This is a genomic window from Stenotrophomonas sp. P5_A8 (genome assembly GCF_056400545.1).
On record NZ_JBFULB010000476.1, the window covers coordinates 1 to 2103 of the forward strand.

Consider the following 2103-nt stretch of genomic DNA (forward strand, 5'->3'; position numbering starts at 1 on the left):
CGCTCGATCTGGCCTTGGGTCTCCTCCAAATGGGTCTCGAAAGCGGTGGCGAGTTCTGGGTTGGACGCAGCCCGGGCCAAGCGAGGCAGAGCTTTGGTGAGCTGTTTTTCAGCGCTGTAGATGTCAGACAGCTCGTGGATGAAGAGGTCTTCGGCAGTCTTGATCGCCATGTCTGCGTTCCTACGGATGGGTGGGTGTTAGACGCTATGCTTCGTGGTGTTAGTTTTCATCTGGTTATCGTGAAGCTGGGCTACACACCAGCCGGCTCCTCCGTTTCTTCATCGCAGGCCCCGGGCATGCATCGGTCCTTCTTGGCCTTCAAGTGCGCGGCGGTCTTAGCGAGCTGTTCGTAACGCAGGCGGATCTCTTCCAGCCGGTCCTGATCCATTTGTTCAAGGTTGAGCAGTTCGTCATTGGCGTTATGAGTGACGCGAATCAACTCGTCGAGTTTGATGTGAATTGCTGCGGTGTCGGCGTTTTGGGTGTGTTGTATCAGGAACACCATCAGGAAGGTGACGATCGTCGTGCCCGTATTGATGACCAACTGCCAAGTGTTGTTGAAACGAAACAGCGGGCCGCTTCCTGCCCAGACGATGACAACGCCCAAAGCAGCGACAAAGGCGCTCAGCGAACCAGAAGCCTTGGAAACGCTGCAGGCGATCCGGTTAAAAAAGACGTTTCCCATAGTGCTCATTCATCGGCTGTGGTGGCAGGACCATAGGAGTTCGGTCGTCTTCGCGCAGTGAGCACGGCGGCAAGAAAAAGGGAACAATCTAAATGGTTCAGCTTGGGTGAAGTAGGCCACGGATTTGAGCCGYCCACCCCCAACTTAAGGAAATTTTTACAACGTTATCGCTCGTTTGTGACGCCCTTGGAACGAACCTTTTATTCCTAAACGAAATGAGGGCCGGGCCATGAATCCTGCCATCGTGCGTCGGTTAGAGATTTGGGCATCAATGAAGGGATTTCGCCGTCTTACCGTTGGCCAGGCCGCAGAGCATCTGCAGGAATTAGTGCCTGGATACCCAAGCCTGGGGGACGGGCCCTCGGTGGTTTCAGCCGACGGCTGCCGCTGGTTCGAGCATGAGATGGAGGCGGTGGCAGATGCCGTTTTCCAGGTTGCGAGCTGCTCAAGCGACTTGGAGGAGACGCTCGAAGGCGATGATTGGGACGTGGATCGGGACAGTGAGGGAAGGTGGTCCGTCCCAGCCGTCTGCAGGCGGGAGTGGACGGGCAGACGCCCCCGTTTACCGCCCTCGTTACAAGGTTGGTTTCTGCGCTGAGACGCCCTCAATAGACGGTTCACGGGGCGGCGACGACACAGACGATACAAGGGAAAGCGGCCGAATCACGGCCAAAAAGGATCGTTATGGCTAGGCCTATCTGGAGTGGATCTTTGTCGTTTGGTCTCTTGAACATCCCGGTCTCGCTGATGTCGGGGGAGCGCCGCACTGATCTGAGCTTCCGGATGCTGGACTCCCGAGACAAGAAGCCGATTCGGTTTGAGCGGGTGAATGCGGACACGGGGGAGGAGGTGCCGTGGAAGGACATTGTTAAGGCCTTCGAGTATGACAAGGGCAGTTACGTCGTCGTCGAGAAGGAAGACATCGCCGCGGCCGCTCCAGAGACCCACGAGTCCGTCGATGTAGAGGCGTTCGTCGATGCATCCAGCATTGGTCTGCGTTTCTTTGAGAAGCCATACATCCTGGTTCCTGGGAAGAAGGCGGAAAAGGGCTATGTGTTGCTCCGGGAGACGCTGAGAGAAACCGGAAAGGTCGGCATCGCCCGAGTGGTGATCCGCACCCGCGAATACCTGTGTGCGGTGATGCCTGAAGGGGACGCTTTGGTCCTGATTCTGCTTCGGTATCCGCAGGAATTAGTAGCGCCCGATGACTACAAGCTTCCGGCTGGGCAGACTGGCGACTATAGGATCGCGCCGAAGGAAATGGAGATGGCCAAGCAGTTGATCAACTCTATGACCAGCGAGTGGGCACCGGACAGCTATCACGACGAGTTCCGCGAGAGGCTATCTGCGATCATTCAAAAGCGAGTAAAAGATGTCGGTGCCACCACAAAGTTTGAAGAGCCCGTGCATCCAGAGGA

The 2103-nt window shown here is 56.6% G+C and carries 3 protein-coding genes; 1 reads left to right on the top strand and 2 read right to left on the bottom strand.

Annotated elements, in window-relative coordinates:
• Positions 1-170: YciE/YciF ferroxidase family protein (locus AC1DQP_RS19755; protein WP_478052333.1), on the bottom strand; the 170-nt coding region annotated here is incomplete at its 3' end.
• Between the two features lie 80 nt (positions 171-250).
• Positions 251-685 (bottom strand): low affinity iron permease family protein, encoded by a 435-nt coding sequence (locus AC1DQP_RS19760; protein WP_088434344.1) that lies wholly within the window; start codon positions 683-685, stop codon positions 251-253.
• Between the two features lie 684 nt (positions 686-1369).
• Between AC1DQP_RS19760 and ku the strand changes: the two genes are divergently transcribed.
• A partial coding sequence (gene ku, locus AC1DQP_RS19765) for a non-homologous end joining protein Ku (protein ID WP_478052332.1) occupies positions 1370-2103 on the top strand: 734 nt, incomplete at its 3' end.

Coding starts and splice junctions, on each gene's coding strand:
- AC1DQP_RS19760 (WP_088434344.1), bottom strand. CDS start 685: ATGGGAAACGTCTTTTTTAACCGGATCGCCTGCAGCGTTTCCAAGGCT.